This window comes from Sphingobacterium sp. UBA3549 (genome assembly GCF_002376635.1).
In the GTDB taxonomy this organism is placed as follows: domain Bacteria; phylum Bacteroidota; class Bacteroidia; order Sphingobacteriales; family Sphingobacteriaceae; genus Sphingobacterium.
The window spans coordinates 36867-62266 of record NZ_DFOE01000002.1; the positions used below are offsets into that span (position 1 = coordinate 36867).

General features: G+C 38.9%; 21 protein-coding genes and 1 pseudogene. 13 read left to right on the plus strand and 9 right to left on the minus strand.

Annotated features, from left to right (window positions below; all coding sequences use genetic code 11):
* Positions 1-19: 19 nt before the first annotated feature.
* On the minus strand, positions 20-670 hold the full coding sequence (gene pyrE / locus B2W36_RS01110; RefSeq protein ID WP_209574687.1) for an orotate phosphoribosyltransferase: 651 nt from the start codon (positions 668-670) through the stop codon (positions 20-22).
* Between pyrE and B2W36_RS01115 the strand changes: the two genes are divergently transcribed.
* From B2W36_RS01115 to B2W36_RS01130, 4 genes and pseudogenes are all read left to right on the plus strand, one after another.
* Complete coding sequence (locus B2W36_RS01115) at positions 669-1280, plus strand: NUDIX domain-containing protein (RefSeq protein WP_293886165.1); 612 nt, start codon at positions 669-671, stop codon at positions 1278-1280. The genes pyrE and B2W36_RS01115 overlap by 2 nt on opposite strands.
* Before the next feature lie 59 nt (positions 1281-1339).
* Positions 1340-2056: a 3-ketoacyl-ACP reductase gene (locus B2W36_RS01120; RefSeq protein WP_293885073.1), complete on the plus strand. Its 717-nt coding sequence runs from the start codon at positions 1340-1342 to the stop codon at positions 2054-2056.
* A gap of 118 nt (positions 2057-2174) precedes the next feature.
* Complete coding sequence (locus tag B2W36_RS01125; RefSeq protein WP_293886166.1) at positions 2175-3236, plus strand: NADH:flavin oxidoreductase/NADH oxidase; 1062 nt, start codon at positions 2175-2177, stop codon at positions 3234-3236.
* Between the two features lie 80 nt (positions 3237-3316).
* Positions 3317-3710: pseudogene (locus tag B2W36_RS01130) on the plus strand (VOC family protein).
* Between the two features lie 68 nt (positions 3711-3778).
* Here the strand turns inward: B2W36_RS01130 and infB are convergent.
* The 4 genes from infB to B2W36_RS01150 all read right to left on the minus strand — a co-directional run bounded on the left by infB (position 3779) and on the right by B2W36_RS01150 (position 9652).
* A complete protein-coding gene (infB, locus tag B2W36_RS01135; protein WP_293885070.1) occupies positions 3779-6925 on the minus strand; it encodes a translation initiation factor IF-2 in 3147 nt (1048 codons plus the stop codon).
* Positions 6926-7028: 103 nt separating this feature from the next.
* Positions 7029-8270 (minus strand): transcription termination factor NusA, encoded by a 1242-nt coding sequence (nusA, locus tag B2W36_RS01140; RefSeq protein ID WP_046675481.1) that lies wholly within the window; start codon positions 8268-8270, stop codon positions 7029-7031.
* Positions 8271-8275: 5 nt separating this feature from the next.
* The gene (gene rimP / locus B2W36_RS01145; RefSeq protein WP_293885069.1) at positions 8276-8740 is read right to left on the minus strand and encodes a ribosome assembly cofactor RimP; all 465 of its coding nucleotides are present in this window, start codon (positions 8738-8740) and stop codon (positions 8276-8278) included.
* Positions 8741-8875: 135 nt separating this feature from the next.
* Positions 8876-9652: an XRE family transcriptional regulator gene (locus B2W36_RS01150; protein WP_209574703.1), complete on the minus strand. Its 777-nt coding sequence runs from the start codon at positions 9650-9652 to the stop codon at positions 8876-8878.
* A gap of 101 nt (positions 9653-9753) precedes the next feature.
* On the opposite strand from B2W36_RS01150, the gene B2W36_RS01155 reads away from it, so the two are divergent.
* Entirely contained in the window at positions 9754-10077 is a 324-nt protein-coding gene (locus tag B2W36_RS01155; RefSeq protein ID WP_293885068.1) for a hypothetical protein, read from the plus strand.
* 73 nt (positions 10078-10150) lie between these two features.
* Here the strand turns inward: B2W36_RS01155 and B2W36_RS01160 are convergent, their stop codons facing one another.
* Entirely contained in the window at positions 10151-12439 is a 2289-nt protein-coding gene (locus B2W36_RS01160; protein WP_293886167.1) for a transglycosylase domain-containing protein, read from the minus strand.
* Between the two features lie 447 nt (positions 12440-12886).
* Here B2W36_RS01160 and rpoN point away from each other — a divergent pair, with 447 nt between their 5' ends.
* The 3 genes from rpoN (at position 12887) to B2W36_RS01175 (ending at position 16476) form a co-directional block, all read left to right on the plus strand.
* Positions 12887-14353 carry an RNA polymerase factor sigma-54 gene (gene rpoN, locus B2W36_RS01165; protein ID WP_209574710.1) on the plus strand — a complete coding sequence of 489 codons (1467 nt, stop codon included), beginning with the start codon at positions 12887-12889 and terminating at the stop codon, positions 14351-14353.
* An 81-nt stretch (positions 14354-14434) separates the two neighbouring features.
* Entirely contained in the window at positions 14435-15310 is an 876-nt protein-coding gene (locus tag B2W36_RS01170) for a carbon-nitrogen hydrolase (RefSeq protein ID WP_293886168.1), read from the plus strand.
* Between the two features lie 89 nt (positions 15311-15399).
* A complete protein-coding gene (locus B2W36_RS01175; RefSeq protein WP_209574714.1) occupies positions 15400-16476 on the plus strand; it encodes an agmatine deiminase family protein in 1077 nt (358 codons plus the stop codon).
* Between the two features lie 96 nt (positions 16477-16572).
* Here B2W36_RS01175 and agaR read toward each other — a convergent pair whose 3' ends face one another.
* From agaR to proS, 3 genes are all read right to left on the minus strand, one after another.
* Positions 16573-17334 carry a transcriptional repressor AgaR gene (gene agaR / locus B2W36_RS01180; RefSeq protein ID WP_209574716.1) on the minus strand — a complete coding sequence of 254 codons (762 nt, stop codon included), beginning with the start codon at positions 17332-17334 and terminating at the stop codon, positions 16573-16575.
* A 238-nt stretch (positions 17335-17572) separates the two neighbouring features.
* Complete coding sequence (locus B2W36_RS01185) at positions 17573-18361, minus strand: GDP-L-fucose synthase (RefSeq protein ID WP_293886169.1); 789 nt, start codon at positions 18359-18361, stop codon at positions 17573-17575.
* A gap of 11 nt (positions 18362-18372) precedes the next feature.
* Positions 18373-19845: a proline--tRNA ligase gene (proS, locus tag B2W36_RS01190; protein ID WP_293885064.1), complete on the minus strand. Its 1473-nt coding sequence runs from the start codon at positions 19843-19845 to the stop codon at positions 18373-18375.
* A gap of 177 nt (positions 19846-20022) precedes the next feature.
* Here proS and B2W36_RS01195 point away from each other — a divergent pair, with 177 nt between their 5' ends.
* From B2W36_RS01195 to B2W36_RS01215, 5 genes are all read left to right on the plus strand, one after another.
* Positions 20023-21201, plus strand: a complete 1179-nt coding sequence (locus B2W36_RS01195) for a hypothetical protein (RefSeq protein ID WP_293885063.1) — start codon at positions 20023-20025, stop codon at positions 21199-21201.
* Positions 21202-21273: 72 nt separating this feature from the next.
* Positions 21274-22866, plus strand: a complete 1593-nt coding sequence (locus tag B2W36_RS01200; protein ID WP_293886170.1) for a hypothetical protein — start codon at positions 21274-21276, stop codon at positions 22864-22866.
* A gap of 121 nt (positions 22867-22987) precedes the next feature.
* The gene (locus tag B2W36_RS01205; protein WP_293886171.1) at positions 22988-23743 is read left to right on the plus strand and encodes a hypothetical protein; all 756 of its coding nucleotides are present in this window, start codon (positions 22988-22990) and stop codon (positions 23741-23743) included.
* 11 nt (positions 23744-23754) lie between these two features.
* Positions 23755-24678 (plus strand): LysM peptidoglycan-binding domain-containing protein, encoded by a 924-nt coding sequence (locus B2W36_RS01210; RefSeq protein ID WP_293886172.1) that lies wholly within the window; start codon positions 23755-23757, stop codon positions 24676-24678.
* Positions 24660-25349: a uridine kinase family protein gene (locus B2W36_RS01215; protein WP_349676356.1), complete on the plus strand. Its 690-nt coding sequence runs from the start codon at positions 24660-24662 to the stop codon at positions 25347-25349. The genes B2W36_RS01210 and B2W36_RS01215 overlap by 19 nt, the downstream gene beginning before the upstream one ends.
* The last annotated feature ends 51 nt before the right edge of the window (positions 25350-25400 follow it).

A 25400-nucleotide genomic window follows, 5' to 3' on the forward strand; every position in this document is an offset into this window, starting at 1 on the left:
ACGATAAATTAATGCTTTTTTATTGAAAATTTTCTCCCCAAGCAGCGGGGTTCAAGCGCCATTTCTTCAAGATTTCGATATCCTCTTCCAATACATAACTATTTTCTGCTGCGACCTGAATCAGCGCATCATAATTACATAAGCTAAAATAAGGACACTTTGCTTCCGCAAAATTATCAACTGCTTGCTGTAGCCCATAAGTAAAGATAGATACCAATCCAACAACATTACAGCCAGCCTCACGTAACGCTTTTACCGCAATTAGGCTACTTTTACCCGTCGAAATTAGATCTTCAATTACAACGACACGTTGACCGCTAACCACTTCACCTTCAATTAAATTTTGACGACCATGATCCTTAGCTGAGCTTCTAACATAAGAAAATGGCAGTCCCAAATCCTGTGCTACCAAAACTCCTTGTGGAATACCTGCCGTAGCAACTCCAGAAATCATATCCACTGATCCAAACTCCTCTTGTATAAGCTTAGAAAGCTTCTGACGAATGTATGTACGAATCGACGGATGAGATAAAGTGATACGGTTATCACAGTAAATTGGAGACTTCCAACCTGATGCCCATGTAAAAGGACTTTTAGGTTGCAATTTTATTGCTTTAATTTGCAATAAGGATTCAGCAACTTTTTGTTCAACCTCATTTAAATTATTCATGGCGCAAATTTATAAAATTTATATGAACGAAACCCTGCTAATTTTAGCAGATTTCGTTCCATCGAAAACTAAAAACCCGCAAACAATTAGTTTTCAAGAGATTGACCTCCAAAAACTTTTCAAACAATCTGAAATTGATAAGGTTCCAAAAACATATCTCTACATCAACAAAGATTTTGAAACAGTATTTCAAAACTTAAAAAACAAAATGAAGATTATTAAGGCAGCCGGGGGGCTAGTTAAAAATGGTGATGGAGATTATTTATTTATCTACCGCCTCGGCAAATGGGATCTTCCTAAAGGTAAAGTGGAAAATAATGAAAAAATGCGAGAAGCGGCAGTACGTGAAGTCGAAGAAGAATGTGGTATAAAAATTGACTATTTAGGGAAGAAAATTACTACGTCATATCATACTTATTTTTTGCGTAACGGTGAATTCGTTCTAAAAACAACAAATTGGTATGAAATGGGTGTTAACAAAGTCCCTAAATTAATACCGCAAACATCGGAAGATATTACAAAGGCAGAGTGGCGTCATGCAGACCAATTTGAAGAAATACGGGCAAATACCTACCCAATTATCGAAAACATTATAAAAAAAGTAAAGTAACTTACCTTTTTTGAGTTTTATTTGACACGAGTAAAAATGTATATACTTAATTTTATGTTATGGAAAATATAACAGGAAAAAGAGCCTTAATTACAGGGGCAGCTCGAGGATTGGGAAAAGCGATTGCTTTTGCGTTGGCTAAGGAAGGTGTTCATATCGCCATTACAGGAAGAAATGAATCTAGTTTAAAGGTTACCGCTGCTGAGTTGGCTGAGTTGGGTACTGAGGTTACTTATGCTGTTTTTGATGTGTCCGACTATTCAGCCGTACAACAGGAAGTTCAGCGACTTACAGAAAGTTTTGGAAAATTTGATATTCTAATTAACAACGCTGGTGTGTCATCTTTTTCCACTGTACTTGACATGGATATTGCAGAATGGACATCTATCATTCATGTCAATCTATTGGGTACATATTTTGTTACAAGAGCAATTCTTCCACAATTGATTGAGAAAAATCAAGGTGATATTGTTATGGTCTCTTCTACTGCTGGATTAAATGGATCGGCAACCACCTCTGCTTATAGTGCTTCAAAATTTGGCGTGATAGGCTTTGCGGATTCCTTAATGCGCGAAGTAAGAAAAAACAATATTCGTGTCTGTACGCTAATGCCAAGTACTATTGCTTCGGATATGTCCAAAGACCTTGGCCTAACAGATGGCAATCCAGAAAAAGTTCTACAGCCTGAAGATTTTGCAGAGTTGGTCGTAGCCAACTTAAAACTACCTAGACGGGCTATGCTGAAATCGGCTTCTTTATGGTCTACAAATCCGTAATGATCGAAAAAAGATGGGATGGGCTAAATAAAAGCCTTTCAAAGGCTGCTTTTAATGATGTATTATATGTATTAAGGCAGGAGCGTTCTTTACTCCTGCCTCATTTAAACAAGGAATTATGAGTCAATTATTTTCACCAATAAATATTGGAAATATACTATTAAAAAATCGCCTGGTTGTGTCTCCAATGTGTCAGTACTCGGCAACGGATGGATTTGCGAATAATTGGCACTTAGTACACTTGGGCCAGTTTGCCGCCGGTGGTGCTGCCGCAATAATACAAGAAGCAACGGCTATTACTGCTGAAGGCCGAATCAGTGAGGGAGACCTTGGTATATGGGACGATCGCCACATCGGCAAATTAAAAGAAATAACCACGTTCATCAAAGAAAATGGCTCTGTTCCGGGGATACAGCTAGCGCACGCTGGCCGCAAAGCCAGCAATAATAAACCTTGGATAGGCCGAAAACAACTTTCGCCAACCGATCCTCAGGGCTGGCAAACAGTGGCTCCATCTCCCATCGCTTTCCATGCGGGAGACCACGAACCACAAGAGCTCAGTATTGCCGCTATTGAAATATTGATTGAACAATTCAGAGCAGCAACGAGAAGAGCGATACAAGCCGGTTACGAAATTATTGAACTTCATGCTGCACATGGATACCTGATCCATCAATTTCTTTCCCCATTGAGTAACTTACGAAGGGATAGTTATGGTGGTACATTCGAAAATAGAATCCGTTTTCTTGTTGAAATCGTGAAAAAAGTAAAACAGGAAATAACAACTCAAAATTTATGGATACGTATTTCTGCGACAGATTGGGCTGAGAATGGTTGGGATCTACAACAGTCTATCTCTTTATCAAAATTATTGTACACATTGGGCGTAGATCTCATTGATGTGTCAAGCGGAGGCTTAGTCTCTCATCAAAAAATAGCTATCAAGCCTGCATATCAGCTCCCTTTTGCCACAGCGATTAAAGAGAATACTGAGAACAAGGTGGGCACTGTAGGTTTGATCAAAACAGCTTTTCAGGCCTCCGAGATCATTGAAAAAAAACAAGCTGATTTAATTTTAATCGCTAGGGGATTTCTTGACGACCCTCACCTTCCTTTACATTTTGCGAAAGAATTAGCTGCTGACATTCCATGGCCTAAACAATATGAAAGAGCAAAATAACTTTCAACATAATATCATATGTTTTTTTACCATATAAAGGCAGAACTGTATAAACAGCTCAAAGCTATAAGTATCGATAGATGAAATTAAACCTAAATAAAATACATCATATTGCCATTATATGCAGCAATTATGAGCGTTCAAAAGAATTTTATACCGACGTACTAGGCTTGGATATTATACAAGAATATTATCGCAAAGAACGCGATTCGTATAAACTGGATCTCAGACTAAATGATCACTATATTATCGAACTTGTTCTCTTTTCCTTCGCCACACAAAAGGCTTAGCTTCCCAGAAGCTGCAGGTTTAAGACATCTTGCGTTCGAAGTAGATAATCTCGACTTAGAATTAAATAAGCTTGAAAAAGCAGGGATATCACACGAAGGAATCAGAATAGATGAGCTAACAAATAAACGCTTTACATTCTTTTTTGATCCTGATCAGCTCCCGATTGAATTATATGAAGGGTAAAAACAAAGCGGCATTGATTTTATTTAATCAATGCCGCTTTCTATTTTATACGTATATCACCTCAATGATTACAATTTACGTTTCACTTCAACTTGTTCGTAAGCTTCAACAATGTCTCCCACTTGAATATCATTGAAACGGTCAATATTTAAACCACATTCGTAACCCTGTGAAACTTCTTTCACGTCATCTTTGAAACGCTTCAAAGATGCCAGTTTACCAGTATGGATCACAACACCCTCCCTAATTACACGGATATCATTGTTTCTATTAATTTTACCCTCGCGAACCATACATCCCGCGATGGTACCAACTTTAGAAATTTTGAATGTTTCTCTGATTTCAACCTCAGCAACAATTTTCTCTTCAAATTTCGGAGCTAACATACCTTCCATCGCAGACTTGATTTCATCAATCGCATCATAGATGATCGAATATAAACGTACATCAATTTGCTCGTTCTCAGCTAACTTACGTGCGTTTTGTGTTGGGCGTACTTGGAAACCTATGATGATCGCATCGGAAGCAGAAGCTAACAATACATCCGATTCAGAGATCGCACCCACTGATTTATGAATGATATTAACTTGAATCTCGTCAGTAGACAATTTCAATAATGAATCTGATAATGCTTCGATAGAACCGTCCACATCACCTTTAACGATAATATTAAGTTCTTTGAAGTTACCAATAGCTAAACGACGACCGATTTCATCCAAGGTGATATGCTTAGTAGCACGCATGCCTTGCTCGCGTTGTAACTGAAGACGTTTGTTGGCTACAGTTCTAGCTTCAGACTCGCTTTCAAGAACATAAAGCTTATCCCCTGCTGTCGGCGCTCCTGCCATTCCCAAGATTTGTACTGGAACAGACGGTCCCGCCTCTTTAACACGTTCACCTCTTTCATTAGTCAACGCTTTAACTTTACCGGAATGCGATCCCGCTAAAATAGGATCTCCAACACGTAATGTACCACTTTGTATCAATACCGTTGTCACAATACCACGACCTTTATCCAAAGCTGCTTCAATTACTGAACCAACAGCTCGTTTTTTCGGATCAGCTTTTAGATCTAACATCTCAGCTTCCAATAAAACTTTCTCTAATAATAGGTCGACATTCTCTCCAGTTTTTGCTGAAATCTCTTGCGCTTGGAACTTACCACCCCAGTCTTCAACTAAGATATTCATCGCAGAAAGCTGCTCGCGGATTCTATCAGGATTTGCTCCAGGTTTATCCACTTTAGTAAAAGCAAATACGATTGGCACACCTGCCGCTTGCGCGTGGTTGATTGCTTCTTTTGTTTGTGGCATGACAGCATCGTCCGCTGCAATAACGATAATAACAATATCAGTAACTTTGGCACCGCGGGCACGCATAGCCGTAAAAGCTTCGTGACCAGGCGTATCCAAGAATGTGATTTTACGGTCATCTTCCAATTTAACCGCATATGCACCGATATGTTGGGTGATACCACCGGCCTCACCAGAAGTAACGTTTGCCTTACGAATGTAATCCAGTAATGAGGTTTTACCATGATCGACGTGTCCCATTACAGTTACAATAGGTGCTCTCGAAATCAAGTTTTGTTCAGTATCGGATTCTTCAAGCTCAGCAGTTTCTTCATCCTCAGGTTTGATAAACTCTACCTGATAACCAAATTCATCCGCTACTATTGCTAAAGTTTCAGCATCTAGACGTTGATTAATTGACACAAACATACCCAAACTCATACAAGTTGCAATAATCTGAGTTACTTGAACGTCCATCAAGTTAGCTAATTCGTTTGCAGTTACAAACTCTGTAACACGCAATACTTTCGCCATCATCTCTTGCTCCATTGCAGCTTCTTCTGCATGTTGGGCAACATCATCACGTTTCTGTCGTCTCAATTTGGCGCGCTGCGCAAATTTCCCCGACTTACCTGCACCACTTAGGCGAGCAAGTGTTGCTTTGATTTGGTCTTGTATTTCCTTTTCTGTAGGCTCTTCCTTATTCTCAACAGGTCTTCCTTTTCCTCTATTGTCAAAACGATTTCCGTATTGCGGTCTGGTCCCTTGCCCCGGTCTGCCTGGGTGTTGGTTATTTCCACCACCTTGCCCTGGCCTACCTTGTTGGTTTCCGGTTTGCCCTTGACGATTGTTAGGATTATTGTTATTACCATGATTCCCACCACGATTACCTTGTTGGTCTCGGTTATTGGGATTATTACCATCACGTGGCCCACGGTTTTGATTATTATTACCATGACCTTGAGCCGCGTTCGGATTAACTGGACCATTTGGATTCGTACGCTTACGCTTACGTTTCTCGTTGTTATTTCCAGCATTTGAAGATGAAGCCACAGGTTTGTGGGAAGGTCTCGCTGTTGGCAATTCAATTTTACCAACGACTTTAGGACCTGTCAATCTCTCTGCGCGAGCAGAAAAAATATCATCACCTTGTTTTTTTACAGGCTCCACTATTGGAGTTACTGGTACAGCTTTTGGCGCTGTTTCTTCTTTTTTCTTCTCTTCTACCTTCACAGGTTCAGTTTTTGTCTCTACAACCGGAGTTGCTTTTACTTCAGTTTTATCTACTTCCGGTTTTTGAATCTCCGCTTTGGGCACTATAGCTTCTTGCTTATTCTCAGTAACCTTTGGTTCTTCTTTTTTTGCTTCAACATTAGGCGTTTTCACTTCGGCATCCTTCTTTTCTTCCGCCTTAACTTCTGCTTTTACCTCCGCTGGTGCTTCCTTGGTAGTTTTAGGCTCTTCCTTAACAGGTTCTTCCTTCTTAACCTTATTTCCGCCTCTACGTAAAGCGTCAAGATCAATTTTACCAACAACCTTCATACCACCTTGGTGCGTAGGTTCCTCTACCTTTTCAGGAGTAGCTTCTTTAGCTGATGGAATTTCTACCGTATTCTTGACCAAGATTTCCTTGGACTCATCACGATCTTCGTTATCCTCATTCTTAGATGATTCCTTAGGAGAAGTGGACGGCGACTCCTCACGACGAATTTTGCCAATAACGATTTGTTTAGCTTCATCTTTCAGTGATTTGTCTCCCTGAAACTCTTTTAACAGCACACCATACATCTCTCCGTTCAATTTAGTGTTAGGCTTTGCTTCTACATCATATCCTTTTTTCACTAAACATTCGACGGCGGTATGTATCCCGATGTTGAGTTCCTTTGCTGCTTTAAGCAAGTTTGTTCCTTTTCCTTCAGTCATCTATAATATAAACTATTTTAATATAATTACAAAAATATGTTTTTTTCCATCCATAAACAATTTATTCCGAATGTTAGATAGAAAAAAATTAATGAGCTGAATTTTATTCAAATTCAGCTTGCAAAATACGTACAATCTCGCGAATTGTATCTTCTTCTAGATCTGTACGTCTCACTAACTCTTCCTCACTAAGAGATAGCACAGACTTCGCTGAATCCAAACCAACACGTTTTAATTCATCGATTACCCAGCTTTCAATCTCATCGCTGAACTCTTCTATATCAACATCCTCATCGAACTCATCATTCTCGCGATAAACGTCAATTTCATATCCAGTCAATTTTCCTGCCAATTTAATATTGTGCCCACCACGTCCAATTGCCAACGAAACTTGATCGGATTTTAGGTATACAGCTGCAGTTTTATTTTCTTCATCAATTTTGATTGAACTAATCCTTGCAGGACTCAGAGCACGAGCGATATATAAGGAATGGTTTGTCGTAAAGTTAATAACGTCGATATTCTCATTACGCAGTTCACGTACGATACCATGAATACGGGACCCTTTCATACCCACACAAGCTCCTACCGGATCAATACGGTCGTCATACGATTCAACAGCAACTTTCGCTCTTTCTCCAGGTTCGCGAACGATTTTTTTGATGGTAATTAAACCATCAAAAATTTCAGGGACCTCCAGTTCAAACAAACGTTGTAAAAACGCTGGTGCGGTACGTGAAATAATAATCTTTGGATTATTATTCATCATATCAACTTTATGCACGACTGCACGTATACCATCGCCCTTTTTGAAGTAGTCGGCAGGAATTTGTTCAGACTTCGGAAGAATTAATTCATTACCATCCTCATCTAATACCAAGATCTCTTTCTTCCAAATCTGATACACTTCACCAATAACCAACTCTCCTTCTCTATCCTTATATTTTTTAAAGACCTCATCTTTTTCTAATTCCAAAACTTTCGACACAAGCGTTTGGCGAGCCGCTAGGATTGCACGGCGACCAAAACTTTCTAAGGTGATCTGCTCAATAAAATCATCACCTACTTCTAAGTCTTCGTCATGTTTTCTAGCTTCAGCTAATTCGATTTCAAGATCATCATCCTCTGAAAATTCATCTTCAACAACGACACGAGTCCTCCAAATCTCCAAATCCCCGTTATCTGGATTCACGATAACATCCACATTTTCATCCGTACCAAAACGACGACGGATCATACTACGAAAAACCTCTTCCAATACTGTGATAACAGTAGGTCTATCGATATTCTTAAACTCCTTAAACTCTTGAAAAGAGTCTATCAGATTGATGTTGCTGTTACTCATTATTATTAAAATGAAATTACCACTTTTGTTGCTTTTATTTGATCAAAAGGAAGTTCTTTTTCTACCTCTTGCGCTTTTTTACCTTTTTCTTTAATCTTCTGAAGAACATTGATCTTCGTATCATCCAGCGTCACCAATGTACCTTCAATTTTAGTATTATCAATCAACTTAACCTGAATCGTACGACCTATATTCTTTTGATACTGTCGGATATTCACAAAATTAGCATCGATACCTGGTGAGGAAACCTCTAAACGATAGGCATTATCAATTACATTTTCTTCTTCCAGATGAAAACCCACATGACGGCTCACCTGTGCACAATCGTCAATATTAATACCATTATCCCCATCCAAAAGAATCTCTAGAATTTTATTTGGATGCATCTTCACGCTGACAATAAATAAGTCATCGCGATCCGCTATTTTCTCTTCTATGAGTTCAACAACTCGTTTCTCTATATGCTGCATTGTTCTTTCTGTAGAAATGCTATTTAATTGAATTAAAAAAAGGGGGCAATACGAGCCCCCTTCCTTTCAGATATGCAAATATAGCACTTTATAAAATAAAAAACAAATATCGCTCAAAATGCTAAAAATATTTCACTACTTTGAATTGTCAACAACTGCATTAATCGTTTTCTGCATTTGTGCCATCATACTCGTCAATGTTTCCATTGTCGGCTCAGGCGTCGGTTCAGGGAGCTGCGTACTTATAAAAGCCTTCGCCTTCCACACTTCAAGGATATCCGACGTCTCAACCCAATAAGGCACATATGTTTTGTTATCAGAAACGAGCTTCAAGCCTTTATCCTCTTTAAATTTAAAAGCGATACGTTTATACACCACGCCATCTTCCTTCGACACGACTACGTACGTACTTCCAGGCTTAATATCATGCCAGTTTTCCACATACTCCGCCACGACAATAGATCCTGACGGCAAAGGCAACATCGAGTCTCCTTTAATTTCAAAAGCGCGAAATGTGCCCTGACCAAACATTGGAAGCGAAAACTTAGGTAATTCTGCGACATACTCCGGATCACCATACCCATTTAAATACCCAGCACTAGCCTTTACAGGCACCAGTTCAATATTCTCACGGTTATCCGTATCCACAGTGACACTTAGCACCCTTAAATTGGATGCATTACTTTTGGGAACTGGCTTCCACTTGTCGTCAATAACATCGTTTGCCAGTTCATCCATAGTCAACCCATAGAATTCAGCAATCTTCTTCAACAACTCATATTTAGGCTCAGCCCTATCTTCTTCATACGCCCCGACAGACGCTCGCTTAATTTCCATGATATCAGCAAATTGTTGCTGTGTAATTTTCTTTCCTTTTCTAAGGAACTTCAGATTGGACGAAATATTTGACATGTTATTTTTTCAAAAAATATTTTGCAAAAACTAATTTTATTAGTAATATTGTGCCAATAAAATTAGTAAATATATTTTAAACGTCCAAATAATTTAGCATTATGAGCAATTTTATTCTATATATAGTGACAGATAGCAATCGGAAACGCTTCGAAATTGGTCTCAGCACCAACATATTCACTACAGTAATGAAGCTACAGCAATCCAACAGTTTCATCTTCAATCAAGGCCCAAGCCTAAATAGAATAATCTATACGGAAGATTTTACAAGTTTAGAGACAGCAAACAAAAAGATAGACGAACTACAGCATTTTACAGCCATGCAGATTGAAAGACTCATCCGTAAATCTAATCCAAACTGGAATAATCTTTTCCCGCAGCCACACCGAGATTTCGCCAAAAGAGGCACAAGCTACGCCGCTTAGCAAAAAAAAGCCACCTGTATAAAAACTAGGCGGCCATTTCATATTTTTGAAGACAAGTATTAAAAGCAGTTATTTAATTCTGAACAGGCCCATCTTCAGACGATGATAATTTTTCACTTTGCAAACTATCCGCACCACCTTCAGTATTGTTACGCTCAAGTTGATCCGTATTATTGCGTTCAAGTTGACTTTCTTCACCACCCTCTTCTTCCGGCCCGATAAATCCTTCATCAGTAGGCACCTCTAACTGAGTAGAATCCATCTGCTCTGGTTCCGGATCACTGTAACGCGGCGTTTCACATTTGTATGATTTTGTAATTTCAACAGTAGGGCTTGGAAACTTACCCATGGTGTACCCTAAATTCTTATCTTTATAAACGGATTCAAGGTAAACTCCGAAAATCGGCAATGCAGTACGAGAACCTTCTCCCGTATGCGAGTTCTTAAAGTGAATGCTCCGCTCGTCACACCCTACCCAAATACCTGTAACCAGATCTTTTGTCACCCCCATATACCAGCCATCTACATATTCAGAAGAAGTACCTGTTTTCCCTCCTATTTCATTTTCCTTTTTAAATAAATCCCACTCCCACAATCCTTGAGAAGTACCACCTGGCTCTTCCATCCCACCACGGAGCATATACGTCATTAACCACGCATCTTGCTTATCAACGACCTGTTTACGTTCTGCCTGAAACGTTGCAATCACGTTACCATCATGATCTTCAATCTTAGAAACCAGCAAAGGTGTCACGCGCTCGCCATGGTTCATCATTGTTGAGTACCCATTCACCATTTCAAAAACAGAAACATCATTAGGTCCAAGCCCTACAGAAGCAACCGGATTTAATTTACTCGTAATACCACAACGGTGAGCCGCATCAACAACTTTCGAAGGCGTGACCATATCAGTTAACTGAACTGTAACCGAATTGATGGAGCGGGCCATCGCATGCCGCAAAGACATTTCACGGTAGGAGAAATTCCAGTCAGCATTTTTAGGTTCCCATATCTCAACAGAATCACCTTTATCAATCTTGATGGTAACAGGCTTATCTGTAATTTTATCACAAGGAGACATTCCCGATTCTAAGGCTGCTAAGTATACGAAAGGCTTAAACGTAGATCCCGCTTGTCGTTTCGCTTGCATCACGTGATCATACTTAAAATATTGATGATTTATTCCACCAACCCATGCTTTGATTTCACCTGAATACGGATCCATTGACATCATCCCCGCATTCAGCATCATCGCATAATATTTCAAAGAGTCCATTGTAGACATCTCCTTTTCAATCTTGCCTCCATCCTTCCAATTATAGACTTCCATCTTCTTCTTCTTGTTGAGGAAATAAGAGATACTATCAGGAGTATTGGCGTACTTTTTACTCAAAAAAGCATAATAAGGGATCTTTTTAGCCAAATTATCCAAAAAATTAGGAATAACTTTGCCTGACAAATCGCGCCATGGCTCCTGTCCATCCCAAGTATTATTTAAACGTTGCTGCAATTCTACCATTTGCTTGGCGACCGCTTCTTCAGCATGCTTTTGAAGTTTAGAATTTATAGTGGTATAAATTTTCAGCCCGTCAGTGTAGATGTCATAATTATTTTCCTCTGACCATTTCTCCAACCACTTCGCTACAGCAGTACGTAAATAAGAGTCTCCACCAGCATTTATATCTTGACTATTCGTATTCAAAACAATCTTTTCTTTAATCAGACCATCATACTCTTCTTTTTTTAAAAAGCCACTTTTATACATTTGACTTAATACGATATTTTTTCGTACAAATGCATTTTCAGGATTTCGAATCGGATTATACAATGTAGTACCTTTTAGCATCCCTATTAAAACAGCCGCTTGGTTTTGAGTCAACTGATTCGCTCCTTTTGAAAAATATCGTTTTGCAGCCGTTTCAATTCCATAAGCGTTATTACTGAACGAGACAGTATTCAAATACATTTCCAATATCTGGTTTTTGGAGTAACGCTGCTCCAGTTTGTAAGCTGTCATCCACTCCTTAAATTTAGTCACCACTAATCCGGCAACAGGAAGACGTGTCAACAAACCACCCGACTTATTATAGCGAGTACGATAAAGATTTTTAGCTAATTGCTGCGTAATTGTACTTGCACCCCGCTTATCTCCTTTTAAAGTCGATAAAATTCCCGATCCTAATCCAAAAAAGTCAACACCCTTATGACTATAAAAACGTACATCCTCGGTTGCTATCAAAGCATTCGTTACTGTTTTAGGGATACTGTCAAACGGAATTGGATTTCTATCCTCATCGAAATACCGGCCAATTAAAACACTGTCCGCGGTATATAACTCCGTTGAGATATTAACACTAGGCATAACAATATCCTTTTTAGTCGGAGAATAACCGAAAAGCCAAAGAAAATTCAATTGTATAGCACAAACCAATATAATGACAAAGTATATTGCTATAACGAAATAACGAAGAATTCTATTCTTAATACGTTTAAACATAAATGGAAATTTACCTTATATTCAACACATCCGACCAGCAAAAGGTTTAACCCCGCCTGACATGCCTTTCTATCTATTTTCAGGGGCTAAATATACAACTAAATAAATCGCTGTAATCAACTATTTACATTTTTTAACAATAAATGGTATGCGTAAAACAACCCAAAAATTGAGCATAATTCGATAGGTCAAATTTCCCTTTTTAAGCCGCCTTCCACAAATATTATACCCCTTTTTTATTTATTATCGATTTTATTTTAAAATAATAATGATATTTGTTTAAATTTAGATGTAAAAAAGTCAACTATTAGCATGTTAAAACAAACATTACAACAAAAGCTATTACAGAAATTGTCTCCGCAACAGATACAATTTATAAAATTGTTGCAGGTTCCGACTGTTTCATTAGATGCAAGAATCAAGGAAGAATTAGAGGAAAACCCTGCGTTAGAAGATGGTAGCTTGACTAATATGACCGATCCTATAGAAGAATATCCTGACAAAGATCCCGATGATAATTTTGACAATGAAGATGGATTCGACTCAGACGACTTTAGCTTGGAAGACTATATTCAGGAGGACGATTTCAAAGATTATGGTAACGGCTATGAGTATGGCGATGATGATGATGATCGGAAAGAAATGCCTGTTGCAATCCAGCATTCCTTTTATGAGCAGTTACAACAGCAATTAGACCTGTTGGCTTTAGATGACAAGCACTTTCTAATTGGCCAGCAAATTATTGGCAGTCTTGATGACGACGGGTACTTACGCCGTCCTATTATCAATCTTGTAGACGATCTAGCGTTTGGGCAAAACGTAATGACTGAAGAAAATGAAGTGCTTGATATGTTGAAAGTCATTCAAGATTTTGAGCCGGCCGGAATTGGCGCTCGGGATTTACAAGAATGTCTTTTGATCCAGCTGCAAAAAAAAGACACTCAAAATCCTACAATTAAACTTGCTATTAAAGTAGTAGCGAACTACCTCGAAGAATTTACCAAAAAGCATTATGATAAATTAGAAAAATCATTGGGTATTTCATCCGAGGATTTAAAAAATGTAGTGAATGAGATCCTAAAACTTAATCCAAAGCCTGGAGACTCTGGCGCGGTGGCTGGTAAACAGCTTCATATTATCCCGGATTTCCATATTAGCAACAATGATGGTATTCTACATTTGACTTTAAATGGCCGAAACGCGCCCGAGCTCCGTATAAGCCGTGATTACCAGCACATGTTCGAGCACTATGAAAAATCGGATCAAAAGGATAAAAAAATGAAAGAAGCTGTACAATTCGTCAAGCAAAAGCTTGACTCAGCAAAATGGTTTATTGATGCCATAAAGCAACGTCAGCAAACCTTACTCAAAACAATGAATGCCATCATGGAATACCAATATGATTATTTCCTGACAGGTGATGATCGAAAGCTAAAACCCATGATATTGAAAGATATTGCGGATAGAATTGACATGGATATATCGACAGTATCGCGGGTGGCAAATTCAAAATATGTACAGACAGAATTCGGCACTTTTCTCCTAAAATCTTTTTTCTCCGAAGCTATTCAAACAGATTCTGGGGAAGAGGTATCCAATAAAGAGGTTAAAAAAATATTGGAGGAGTGTATTTCAAAAGAAAATAAACGGAAACCGCTAGCTGATGAAAAGCTTACTGAGATCCTGAAAGAAAAAGGCTATAATATTGCACGACGAACAGTAGCAAAATATCGGGAGGCATTGAATATCCCTGTAGCAAGATTACGAAAAGAGCTCTAAGAGCTCTTTTTGTTTTTACCTAAAGACCAAATCCAAATTAAGAATAGTATCTTTGTGCTTGAATTAAATAAGCATTAAAGAATGAGCAAAGTAAAAGTTGGAGTTGTACAGATGAGCTGTACCGCAAGCAAACAAGAGAATCTCGAAAAAGCTATCGCTAAAGTAAAAGAGGCCGCTGCAAAAGGTGCGCAAATTGTGTGTCTGCAAGAACTATTTACCTCTTTATATTTCTGCGATGTAGAAGATTATGACAATTTCGCATTGGCTGAATCCATCCCCGGTCCATCCACAGATGCGCTATCGGCTATCGCCAAGGAAACTGGAGTCGTCATTATCGCTTCATTATTTGAAAAAAGAGCCGAAGGACTTTACCATAATACAACCGCGGTACTAGATGCGGATGGCTCATATTTAGGAAAATATCGGAAAATGCATATTCCAGATGACCCCGCTTTTTATGAAAAATTCTATTTTACGCCGGGTGATCTAGGCTACAAAGTATTCAAAACACAATTTGGCAAAATAGGAATTTTAATCTGTTGGGATCAATGGTACCCTGAAGCATCTCGGATTACCGCCTTAATGGGCGCTGAAATTTTATTTTATCCTACGGCTATCGGATGGGCAACTGATCAGGACGAAGAAACCAACAAAGATCAATATAACGCATGGCAAACCATACAACGCTCCCATGCAGTTGCTAACGGCGTTCCAGTGGTATCTGTTAACCGGGTTGGATATGAACAAAATGGTGCCATGAAATTCTGGGGTGGAAGTTTCGTAACAAATGGACAGGGGAAATTGCTTTACCTAGCTTCTCATGACAAGGAGGAAATTGAGGTCGTCGAATTAGACTTAAATGAATTGGATTATTTTAGAAAACACTGGCCATTTCTGAGAGATCGAAGAATTGAAACATACTCCCCAATCACCAAACGTTTTATTGACGAAGACTAATATTGCATATACTTGCCATTTCGGTTGCGAAGGTACATAGCTGTGCTGAGTTGAACTGAAATGGCTTTTTTAATCCCCTTAAAATAAGTATGGAACAGAAAAATACATTTATACAGACCTATTTTGACAATTCCCCAAAAAAACAGGGATTCTCATTTCCTCCAGAATGGGCTAAGCAAGAGGCCTTATGGCTGAGCTGGCCACACAAAGAGGAATCGTGGCCTGGAAAAATCGAAACCATATACGAACCTTATTGTCAATTTATTAAGGTCGTATCCGAAGGCCAAAAGGTAAGAATTAACGTCGCTAATGAGGAAATGCAAAATTTTGCTATACAGGCCCTGAAAGACGTGACGACAGATTTTAGCAATATCGAATTTTATTTTAATCCAACCAATGATGCTTGGTGTAGAGACCACGGCCCTGCTTTTATCATTAACCCGTCGACAAATCAAAAAGCAGTTGTTGACTGGGGGTACAACGCGTGGGGTGGTAAATATCCTCCATTTGAACTTGACGATATCGTTCCAACTCGCATTGCCCAAAAATTGGGTCTTCCTTTATTTACCCCTGACATCGTCATGGAGGGAGGATCAGTTGAATTTAATGGTGCAGGAACAATTATGACAACAACGGCGTGCCTGTTGAATAAAAACCGAAATCCGCACTTAACGAAAGAACAAATAGAAATATATTTAAAAGAGTTTTACGGTCAAGAACAAGTGTTATGGCTTGGTGATGGTATAGTTGGAGATGATACAGACGGCCACATTGATGATATTACACGCTTCGTTAATGAAAATACAGTACTAACTGTTGTAGAAGAAGATCCTTCAGATGAGAATTACCAGATTCTTCAGGAAAATCTGGAAATGCTTCGTTCATTTAAACTCTTAAACGGAGAACCCCTGCATATCATTGAGCTCCCAATGCCGGCCCCTGTTATTTATGATGGTACCAGATTACCCGCTTCTTATGCTAATTTCTACATTGCCAATGATGTTGTTGTTGTGCCAGTCTTCAACGACAAAAACGACCAAAGAGCACTGGACATCATCCAAAGCTGCTTTCCTAAACGTAAAGTCATTGGAATAAATTCGGTCGACATCATTTGGGGACTGGGAAGTTTCCACTGCCTGAGCCAGCAGGAACCAGCGATTATTTAAACGAACTATTCAAAAATAGAAATTCCCCCATAAAGTCATTCAGTTATTGGGGGAATTTTAATTAAAAGATCAGAATGGTCTTGAGCTTAATTCTTATTAAACAACAATCACGTTTACACCAGCTTTTTCCAATGATTCTACAAAGCTTGCATTAACCTTATCATCTGTAATTAACATATCAATTTTTTCAAAACCACAAATTCTCCCAAAGCTTCGCCGGCCAAATTTAGAAGAATCTGCAAGCACCACCACTTTTTGAGCAGTATCGATCATAATCCGATTTAATTGTGCTTCCTGGGCGCTTGAAGTTGACACACCATATTCCAAATCGATACCATCCACTCCCAAAAACAATTTACTGCAATAAAAATCTTTTAACAAATTTTCTGCATATTTCCCTGTGACGGAAGTAGATGTCTTGCGAAGCGTCCCTCCCAGCTGCATAATTTCAACAGAAGGATATTTTATTAACTCCATAGCAACATTCAATGCCGAAGTTACTACAGTGATATTGCCTTTTGGAACAATCTGCTTGGCAAGCGACTGCATCGTTGTGCCAGAAGCTATAATGATAGAGTCGTTTTCCTCGATCAGCTCAGCTGCTTTCTTTCCAATCCTACTTTTATCATCCGAACGAAGTTTCTCTTTTTCGAATACAGTACGGTCAGTCGTATACGGATTATATTGTGTCGCCCCGCCATGCGTTCTAAACAACAATCCACTATCTTCCAACAAAGTCAAATCCTTCCGAATAGTTACAGAAGAAACTCCCAATTCTTCACACAGATCAATTACTTGAACTACGCCGACTTCTTTTAATTGTTTTAAGATATATTGATGTCTCTCTACATTTGTCATGGCTTTATATAATAAGCTGTTAAAATAATAAATCTATTACTCGGTTTGTTTAAAGGAAATCCTGATGTCCGGAAATGATCCGTGGCTATCGACAAATTTCAGCGCACAAGATCTTTTAAGTGAATTTAACGTAACTGAATTTGCTTCGCAAGGACTAAGGTTAAATTAATCAATTTATTTAATTTTCTCCACCCAGACAATCAAAATTTCTTTTTCATTTTAAAAAAGAAAAATAAGACTAAAACTGCAATGGGTCAGGCAAAACAAATTGATAGTCCAGCTCTTCTTGCAGTAATTCTCCGCTCACTATTTTCTGAGTCGTTTCAGCTGCTTCGAACGCGAGAGGCAAAGCATAACCATATTTTTTTGCAGAAGCAATAATGACATCTTTTTTCTTAGGATGTAAGGGAGCAACAACATTATAAATGGTATGTTTAAGTGTGCGGTTAGTGGTCGCTTCCAGCAGAGCGACAACGTCGTCAATATGAACAAAATTAGCAGGCTGCTCTCCAGTGGTACAGATACGCTCAGAGAAATATTTTGCAAAGACACGATTCTTACCAAATAGGCCGCCTAAACGATAAACAACGGTATTGGCCAATTCCAACATAGACTCTTCAGCCATCAAGAGCTTTGGTGCAAGCTCAGCCCTATTCGTAAAAAATTCATCAAACACCACATCTTTAGAGGGATAAATTCCAGTAGAACTTAAAAACACATGCGTTTGCCAACTAATACGGCTAAAAAATTGCTTGATATTAAAAAATCTGTTATCTAGCATTTCTACGCTATTTTTCTGACTTGCTGGTATACTATTTAACACGAAGTCAAATTGAATGGGTATATCAACCTTTTCCGGAAAGCTTTCTCCATCAAAATCAAGCATAAACGAAAAAATACCCTCAGCTTTTAGCCGATGGTATTTTTCATATGTTGTTGTGCTTACCCAGACTTCATGGCCTTGATGCTTCATGTATACCGCAAAAGACTCTCCAAGCCAACCACATCCTAAAATGAGTATCCTCATATTGCAAACGATTAATAAGCTTTAGCAAAAAGCACACGCCTACTGGATGGTTTGCCGGTAAATATACAGACCCCTTGCTCTTCCTTTGCTTCCAAAGGAATACAACGAATTGTTGCTTTAGTTTCTTCTTTTACACGCTTCTCCGTTTCTGTTGTCCCATCCCAGTGACAGGAGATAAATCCACCTTTACCTTCCAGTACTTCTTTAAATTCTTCATAAGAATTTACTTCCGTATAATGAGAAGTTCTGAAATTCAACGCTTTTTGATAGATATTTTCTTGTATTGTATCCAATAACGTATTAATCGTACTGGCTAGGCCCTCTTGAGCAACAGTTTCTTTAGTTTGTGTATCACGACGGGCCAATTCTACTGTACCATTTTGCATATCTCTTGCACCGACAGCGACGCGAACAGGTACTCCCTTTAATTCCCATTCAGCAAATTTAAAACCCGGACGCTGTGTATCGCGATCATCATATTTTACCGAAATATCTTTCACCCGCAGTTCAGTTGTTAACTGATTCACAAATACATCAATTTGCGCCTTTTCTTCCTCAGTCTTAAAAATCGGAACAATCACAACCTGAATCGGGGCCAATTTCGGTGGCAATACCAACCCTTGATCGTCGGAATGAGCCATAATCAATGCACCCATGAGTCGGGTAGAAACCCCCCACGAAGTTGCCCATACATGTTCTAACTTGCCTTCTTTAGAAGTAAATTTCACATCAAATGCCTTGGCAAAGTTTTGGCCAAGAAAATGGGATGTCCCTGCTTGCAATGCTTTACCATCTTGCATCAATGCCTCAATACAATAGGTATCCAATGCTCCCGCAAAACGCTCATTTTCTGTTTTCCTTCCACGGACAACGGGTACAGCTAAAATCTTTTCTGCAAATTCGGCATATACATCAAGCATACGTTCTGTTTCCGCAATAGCTTCCTCTTTTGTGGCATGTGCAGTATGCCCCTCCTGCCATAAAAACTCAGCTGTACGTAAGAAAAGACGTGTTCGCATTTCCCAACGCACCACGTTTGCCCATTGATTGACCAAAATAGGGAGATCACGATAAGATTCAATCCATCCGCGATAAGTATTCCATATAATCGTTTCTGAAGTTGGACGCACGATCAACTCTTCCTCCAATTTCGCCTCTTCGTCCACGACGATCTTACCTGTACCATCGTTTTTTAACCTATAATGGGTAACCACGGCGCACTCTGTAGCAAAACCTTCCACATGCGCTGCTTCTTTAGAAAAAAACGATTTGGGAATGAATAAAGGGAAATAAGCGTTGCTATGACCAGTCTCTTTAAATCTTTTGTCTAAGATTGCCTGCATTCTTTCCCAGATAGCATATCCGTATGGTTTGATCACCATACATCCTCGTACAGCTGAATTTTCAGCCAGATCAGCTTTGATTACAAGCTCATTATACCATTGCGAATAATCTTCTGCACGACTTGTTATTCCTTTACTCATATGTGATTGATAAATTATTGTAACATTATTACCTTAAATCCCGTCTGTAATTCCAATGCGAAAAGCGTTCAAAAAAAATATTTGTATTTTTGATTACTTCGATTAAACCACCTCGAGAAATTTGCGTCTAAGATAGTAAATAAGGCTGTATAATCGAAAATAACGATTTAGGATATTATGAAAAAAAATAGATTATTTATCGGAGCACTTGCCATAACAGGAGCGTTCATTTTAGGTTCCTGCGGTACAAGTAGGCAAATTTATGGCGACGATGTCTACGGCAATAATGGGCAAGCGAGACAAAAGGTTTACCAAAGCCCAGATTATTATTACACAGACGCAGATCAATCCGAACAAAACGGACAGTCGCAAGGCGGCTATTATGAGGATGAATATTCTGATCAGGATTACAATAGTGATTCTTATGAAGATCTTGAATATGCCAATCGTATCAACCGTTTTTACTACGCTAGTCCAGGTATGACCTACTTCGACCCATTTTTTGATCCATGGTATGGTTATGGATTTGGAGGATGGTACGGATACGGTCCATCATTCGGAATGGGATGGGGATGGAACTCTGGATGGGGTTCTTCATGGTCAATTGGTCTCGGATGGGGATCTAGCTGGGGATGGGGATCGCCATGGTATGGTGGCTACAGACCTTGGGGTGGCTGGTACGGCGGAGGCTACTGGGGATCTGGTTGGTACGGAAATGGTTACTGGGGTGGTGGTTACTGGGGCAACTCAAGACCACGTTATGCTTCAAGTAGATCAGTTTATAGGGACAACTATAACACGCGTAGTTCATCCTCAAGATCCCGCACTTCTGGAGGATATGACCGCAATAGCGTAGCTAGAAATTCTGGCGGATACGATCGTACTGGGGTAGCTCGTGATTCTAGAGGTCGTATTACGTCTGTTTCCAACAGGTCAAGAACTTCTGACGGTTCCGTAACACGCAGTTCTTCTTATGATAGATCAGGAAGCCGAACAAGAACATCTGATGGTGTATCAAATAGAGCTTACTCAGATGGTACACGCTCAAGAACATCGGATAGAGTGAATGGTTCTTATCAAAATAGTACCAGACGCACAAATGGTTACTATAATAATGGTTCGAGAACACGAAACAGTTCTGGTGAAGTATCACGGCCAATGAGCCGGTCTGTGGAAACACGCTCAAGCAACCCGAGTTCAACATCACGACCTTCATATACACCACCGACTAGAAGTTATGATAGTGGTTCTTCTCGCTCTAGTGGAGGCTTTTCTGGAGGCGGAAGCTCAAGATCTTCGGGAGGAGGTTTCTCTGGAGGAGGTAGCTCAAGATCAAGCGGAGGACGTACTCGCTAATTAAAGGCATTTTGAATAGTAGCATACACTTCGTTGTGTGCTACTACTTTATTATTGATGATATTTCAGCATATGACAATCAAAAGATTACTTTTTGGAACTGCATTCATTTTAGGTGCAGCAGGGACTACTCAAGCGCAATATACGAAAGATGTACTTCTATTCTCCCAAGGGGACAATGGGGGAACAGCTCGTTTTAAAGCCATGGGAAACGCATCTACCGCATTAGGTGGAGATATAAGTTCGATTACTGGCAACCCAGCGGGTTTGGGGTACTTTAATCAATCTGACGTATCAGTAACAGCCAGATACCTTAACAACAAAAATAAAACCGACTATTTTGGTCAAAATTCAAACAGCAGTAAGAATAATTTCAATCTGGATAATGCGGGTATTGTTTTTCACCTGCCAACCTACCGAAATGGTGGAAATTTAGATAGGGGCTGGTTAAATTTTAATGTGGGTATTGCCTATAATCGCAACAATATCTACAATAATTTATTACAGTATAATGGTGTCAACAACACAAGCTCAATTGCGAATGCCTATTCTGACCGGCTATCGTCACCTGACGGTATGAATGGCTGGGGACAGGAAGTTTATGGTAATTCATTATTATTCGATGTAGATCCTAAAAAGGCAGGATCATATATACCGATCACGGTTGGCGGGACTTACGATGGAAAGAATGGCTTTAATCAAGTCAATTCCATATTAGAAAAAGGCAGTAAATCCGAATCTGTTTTGTCGTTTGGTGCGAATTATAGCAACAAACTATATTTGGGAGCTGCTCTAGGATTTACAGCGTTTAGCTATGACAACTCAAGTTGGTTTACTGAATATGGTAAAACCGTAAATGCCGAAAATTTGGCCAAAAGTAATCCAGACTCTCAATTTTTAGATCCTAAAAACGTCAGCAAGAATGAGATGTTGAATAAAGATTATGAACTGTATGATGATTATGCCCAAGCAACGGATGGTACTGGTGTAGATTTTAAACTTGGGGTCATATACAAGTTCACACCTACTTTCAGCATGGGATTTACGGCCAAATCTCCAACATTTATGAGCATCAGGGATGAATCATATAGTAATTCAGAATTTCGTTATTTCAGACGTAATGAGGACAAGTCATTTAAAGATTACCGAACCAGCGATGACGCAGGACATAGTTACCTGGAGTACAATATGAATACACCTTATAAATTAGCTGTGGGTGCAAGCCAAATTTTTTCAAGAGGATTAATAACCGCAGATGTGGAGTGGGTGGATTATGCTGCTATGCGTTTTAGGGATGTAGGTAACTACAGCAAAACGTTAGAAAAAAACATGAATCAAAATATCAAAGATACGTATCAAGGCGCATTTAATGCCAGAATCGGTGGTGAAGTTTTGTTTGATAATGTCTTCAGTGGGAGAGCTGGCTTTAATTATAGTGGTAACCCTTATAAAAATGCAGATTATACAAATTATACGGCCTCGCTGGGCATCGGCGCAAAACTAGGCCGTGGCATGTATATTGATTTGACGGGAGCTTACAATGCCATCAATTACAAAGAAAGTCCTTATACTATCGACGAAAACTATTGGAATACTGCAAGCCCCGCTGCAGATATAAAAAACCAACGAACAAATGTTATACTAACAATTGGTTCAAAATTTTAAGATATATTTTTCTTCAAGAAAGTCCAGCGTTGTCTGGACTTTTTTTTGCCACGTCCATTGGCAATTATTTTTGCATTTAACTCATACTTTATCTAAGTTTGTCCCCTTGGATTTAAATCACATGGCAAATCAGGAAATTTCAAAAGCTTTCAATCTCATTTTTACATACCCAATTTGGCGCATAGAAATTGATGCAAAAAATAAATTGATCGCCATAGAAACAAGAAATCCAGAAGATACCTTCCCTTATTTCAACGTCATCACTTTTGAAGGAACTTGCGTCCTGCAAGACTTCAAGGCAATCACCAGAGAATGGGTACTTGGTGGAATCCAATGCAAAAAATTAATACTAAAGAAGATTTCCAATAATTCACCGATCGATGCAGGGGTACAGGTAATCGATTGCTACAACCCACAGTATCAAGAAACCTGGTTTAATTACGTTTTCATAAGTCTGGTTGATCAAGGATTGCTCATTAGGCCCAAAACGGTAGCGCAGGGCCAACAATTGTTTTTGAATATCCAATCGATGTCAATCGAAAGCAAAAATTTGATTACCATTAAACCTTATACCAGTGAGCTCGTCTATCCAATTATCTATAATGGTGAAATACCCCTATTTCTGAAGGACTTCCCTATTGATGGTGATATCTGGATAAATAGAGTAAATGACTACTTTATTTGGGCTTTCTATGAAAAACAAAAAAATAATCACTATCAAGTCAGGTTAGTTCAATCAACAAGAGAAATGTTGACAGAGTCTATCCTTGCGGTTTCGGGACTGGAATTAAAGCTCTTCAACATTTATTTTCTTATTCACGGACAAATATTCCTTTTGACAGATAATAAACGGGAGTTTGTTTCGTATTTAGTATAATTGCAAAATATATGAAAGTTTTATTCGAATTAAAGACATATAAAAAGATAGCTATGCTATCCATCGCGCTAGTAGCTATTCAACAAGTTGAAGCGAAAAATTCAACATCTTTATCTACTTATTCTATTCCCGATTCAATCGGAAATGAGGTGATGAATGGTGAAGAATTCGTACTATTCAAAATTGAAAAAGGAGACAATTACTACCAACTAAGTAAGAAGTATAAAACAACGGTAGGACAATTGACTCAAATAAATGGTAATGGTACGCTAAACCTTGGTCAGATCGTTAAGATTCCGACCGGTCGAAAAGCGAAACCTGTCATTACTAACGACCGTAGCAATCCGGTAGCGCTAAATCCGCGTAATCCGCAGCAGCAAGAAGGTTTTACGGAATACATTGTTGGTGAAAAAGAAACACTTTACGCGATATCCAAAAGGTTTAGTATTTCTGTTGAAGATATCAAAAAGGCGAACAATTTAAAAAATAATATCATTAGCGGTGGAATGAAACTCATGATCCCCAATCAGCCGCTCCCACCGGAAAGACCAAAATTAGTAGAGCCTAAAGGAATCGAAATTGTAAGACCCGACTCCACAGACGATGATAACAAAGAAGAAAATCAAATTTCAACAAACCGTTATGGAATCCGTGAGAAATCAGAACGTGGTATTGGTGTGTGGATTGATGGACTTTCATCTCAAGGCACCAATAACCTCGCATTACACAAGTCGGCTCCAGTAGGTACCATTCTAAAAATTACTAACCCGATGACGAAAAGCGTTACATACGCAAAAGTAGTGGGCAAATTTAATGATAATGCCGAGAACCAAAATGCAATTGTCGTGTTGTCAAAATCAGCTGCCGCAAGTATAGGAGCATTAGATAAACGCTTCCAAGTGGAAATTGCGTATGGATTACCGCTAGAAAATTAACACAATCAAATAGCTTTTATAGCACAATACAAATGAATAACAAACCGTATGTCATAGGAATTGCCGGTAGTAGTGGCTCTGGGAAGACTTTTTTCTTAAATAGTTTTTTAAAACATTTCAAGCCCAGTGAGGTCACCTTAATTTCCCAAGATGATTATTACATCCCTGCCAATACCAAAACTCAGGAGGAAAATAGGCTCTATAACTTCGATATTCCAACATCAATCGACAGACAAGCTTTTTACAAAGATATCAAAGCACTTTTTAACGGTGAAACAATACATAAGGAAGAGTATACCTTTAACAATCCTGCCCTAACACCAAAAATTTTAGAGATTAAACCGGCTCCGATTTTAATTATCGAAGGCTTATTCATTTTCTATTATACAGAAATTAATGATTTAATTAATCATAAGATATTTTTAAGCGCCGATCAAGATATCGCATTGAGACGACGCCTACACCGCGATTTGGTTGAAAGGGGCTACTTTGAAGACGATGTGATGTACAAATGGGTGAACCATGTACTCCCATCTTATAACGAGTATCTATTACCCTATCAAGATACTTGCGATCAGGTAATATTCAATAATACCGATGAGCCAGAACCAATATGGGAGATCACCAATCAAATTTCTAAAGAGCTAAAGTTAAAGCTCAATTTGGTATAAAATTACGAAGGAGAAGCTATCAAATAGATTCTCCTTTATTTTTAAAGTATT

Coding starts and splice junctions, on each gene's coding strand:
- B2W36_RS01115 (WP_293886165.1), top strand. CDS start 669: ATGGCGCAAATTTATAAAATTTATATGAACGAAACCCTGCTAATTTTA.
- pyrE (WP_209574687.1), bottom strand. CDS start 670: ATGAATAATTTAAATGAGGTTGAACAAAAAGTTGCTGAATCCTTATTG.
- B2W36_RS01120 (WP_293885073.1), top strand. CDS start 1,340: ATGGAAAATATAACAGGAAAAAGAGCCTTAATTACAGGGGCAGCTCGA.
- B2W36_RS01125 (WP_293886166.1), top strand. CDS start 2,175: ATGAGTCAATTATTTTCACCAATAAATATTGGAAATATACTATTAAAA.
- infB (WP_293885070.1), bottom strand. CDS start 6,925: ATGACTGAAGGAAAAGGAACAAACTTGCTTAAAGCAGCAAAGGAACTC.
- nusA (WP_046675481.1), bottom strand. CDS start 8,270: ATGAGTAACAGCAACATCAATCTGATAGACTCTTTTCAAGAGTTTAAG.
- rimP (WP_293885069.1), bottom strand. CDS start 8,740: ATGCAGCATATAGAGAAACGAGTTGTTGAACTCATAGAAGAGAAAATA.
- B2W36_RS01150 (WP_209574703.1), bottom strand. CDS start 9,652: ATGTCAAATATTTCGTCCAATCTGAAGTTCCTTAGAAAAGGAAAGAAA.
- B2W36_RS01155 (WP_293885068.1), top strand. CDS start 9,754: ATGAGCAATTTTATTCTATATATAGTGACAGATAGCAATCGGAAACGC.
- B2W36_RS01160 (WP_293886167.1), bottom strand. CDS start 12,439: ATGCCTAGTGTTAATATCTCAACGGAGTTATATACCGCGGACAGTGTT.
- rpoN (WP_209574710.1), top strand. CDS start 12,887: ATGTTAAAACAAACATTACAACAAAAGCTATTACAGAAATTGTCTCCG.
- B2W36_RS01170 (WP_293886168.1), top strand. CDS start 14,435: ATGAGCAAAGTAAAAGTTGGAGTTGTACAGATGAGCTGTACCGCAAGC.
- B2W36_RS01175 (WP_209574714.1), top strand. CDS start 15,400: ATGGAACAGAAAAATACATTTATACAGACCTATTTTGACAATTCCCCA.
- agaR (WP_209574716.1), bottom strand. CDS start 17,334: ATGACAAATGTAGAGAGACATCAATATATCTTAAAACAATTAAAAGAA.
- B2W36_RS01185 (WP_293886169.1), bottom strand. CDS start 18,361: ATGAGGATACTCATTTTAGGATGTGGTTGGCTTGGAGAGTCTTTTGCG.
- proS (WP_293885064.1), bottom strand. CDS start 19,845: ATGAGTAAAGGAATAACAAGTCGTGCAGAAGATTATTCGCAATGGTAT.
- B2W36_RS01195 (WP_293885063.1), top strand. CDS start 20,023: ATGAAAAAAAATAGATTATTTATCGGAGCACTTGCCATAACAGGAGCG.
- B2W36_RS01200 (WP_293886170.1), top strand. CDS start 21,274: ATGACAATCAAAAGATTACTTTTTGGAACTGCATTCATTTTAGGTGCA.
- B2W36_RS01205 (WP_293886171.1), top strand. CDS start 22,988: ATGGCAAATCAGGAAATTTCAAAAGCTTTCAATCTCATTTTTACATAC.
- B2W36_RS01210 (WP_293886172.1), top strand. CDS start 23,755: ATGAAAGTTTTATTCGAATTAAAGACATATAAAAAGATAGCTATGCTA.